The sequence below is a fragment of the Methylobacterium sp. J-030 genome (assembly GCF_022829545.1).
Taxonomy (GTDB): Bacteria; Pseudomonadota; Alphaproteobacteria; order Rhizobiales; family Beijerinckiaceae; genus Methylobacterium.
Window position 1 is genome coordinate 1 of sequence record NZ_JAKSYM010000409.1, and the last position, 1,870, is coordinate 1,870.

2 pseudogenes are annotated in these 1,870 nt (G+C 69.8%); one reads left to right on the forward strand and one right to left on the reverse strand.

The features are described 5' to 3' along the window. Positions 1-142 precede the first annotated feature (142 nt). Positions 143-1,272 (forward strand): annotated as a pseudogene (locus tag MKK75_RS36250) (flavin monoamine oxidase family protein); the annotation flags it as partial. Positions 1,273-1,593: 321 nt separating this feature from the next. Here MKK75_RS36250 and MKK75_RS34825 read toward each other — a convergent pair. Then, positions 1,594-1,870, reverse strand: a pseudogene (locus MKK75_RS34825) (regulator); the annotation flags it as partial.

A 1,870-nucleotide genomic window follows, 5' to 3' on the forward strand; every position in this document is an offset into this window, starting at 1 on the left:
TGCTCGAGACCTTGGCCGAGGCGCGTCCCGCCTCCGGCCTCTACGCCCGCTCACCAGCCGCGCCCCTTTTGACCGGCCGCTTGGGCGCCGCGCCTCCGGTGCACGGCAATGGGGGCATCGGAACCGCCCCGCGCGCCCCGACCGGGCGTACGCGCAGGACCTCGGATGCTACCCGCTCGACCTCGGCTGCAAGTGGCTTCGCTCGGGCGACCGCAACGCATGGGTCGGCATCGCAGAGGCATCGAGCTTCCCGGTCGACCGCAGCGACCCGCCGTGGGCGAAGGCGCATCCGTCCTTGGAGGAGGATAAGGACGACAGGGGTGCGGCGTGGAGGGCCTGTGGCGACTGGAAGGAGCGGCTCCGGGCCGTCGCCTCGGGCAGCTACCGAGCCAGCGATGCCCTTGAGCGGGGCGGCGCCTGGAACGCCTACGTGCGGGCCATCGCCGGCTTCATGAGCGGCATGGCGCCCGTTGAGATCTTAGCGACCGATTACCTGGCCTACGACGATGCCTCGACGGGCAAGAACTGAAACCTGCCGCTCGGCTACGGCACTTTAGTCGCCGCCAGCCGCCCTCCCTCGACAGCCCTGCGGCTCGCCACCCCCGCCGAGCGGATCGACCTGACGGCGGACGGCGTCGCCGTCACCACGCGCGCCGGCACCGTCCGCGCCAAGGCCGCCGTCCTGACGGTCTCGACCGCAGTCCTGGCCGGCGACGCGATCTGCCTGCCGCCGGGAACCGAGCCCTGGCGCGAGGCGGCCGCCGCCCTGCCACTCGGGCGCAACGAGAAGGTCTTCTTGGAGATCGGGCGCGACGCCGCGTTCGAGCCGGGCTCGCACGCCTACGGCAACCTACGCGACGCGCGGTCCGCGGCCTATTCGATCCGGCCCAACGGCCGGCCGGTCATCGAGGCATTCCTCGGCGGCGACGGCGCCCGCATTCTGGAAATGGAAGGGCCGGCCGCCGGTTTCGCCCACGCAACGACCGAGCTGGTCGCCCTGTTCGGCAGCGACTTAGCGTCCGCCCTCCGCTCGCTCGCGGCGACCGCGTGGTGCCGGATGGCGTCCATCGGCGGCGCCTACAGTTGCGCCCCGCCGGGCCAATCCCAGACGCGTGCACGGCTGGCCCGGCCCTTCGAGGACAGGCTGTTCTTCGCGGGCGAGGCGGCCCACCCCTTCGACTTCAAACGGCTCATGGGGCTCATGACAGCGGGCACAGGGCCGCGGACGAGATCATGGCAGCGCTTCGGCACAGACGGGGGAAAGCGGCATGACGGAAGCCCGGCAGCATCCGTATGGTCGCAGGCACCGGAAGATCCGAGGCTGACCTCCGACGCTCTCGGACACCATCGCACGACGAGCGCGTTGAACACGCTCTTACGTTGGAAGTCGGTGCGACACGGCAGCCCTAAGACCGACGCCTCCGACCCGCGTCTCAGGATGCAGACACCCCGTCCACGCAGTACGCGCAGCCGCCGCTCAACGACCAACCGCAGGCAGGCGTCGGGCCTCGCCTGCGGTGGGCCTTCCTATAAGCTCGGCGCGATAGGAGTCTCGCACGTGCGATCCAGCGCCCGGAGAGCGGTTTTAGTCGCTCAGGCGGGTCTTCCTTCGACCCTGGCATAGGTCCCGGAGGATACCTGCTCGGCGAGCTGTGCCTTGAAGTCCGCGATGCCGAGGACCTGCGCAGGGTTTCCGCTCTCGTCGAGGAACTCGTAGAGCGCGTCCTCGATGTTGCGGTTGCTAAAAAACACGATGGCGTCCTCATCGCCGCCGCCCTCCATGTGAGGCTCGCCGTTGGCAGCACCGGAGACGTAGCTTCCGGTCGGACGGACCTCCTTCATCTCCCCGTTCTCGCGGTAGAACCGAAGC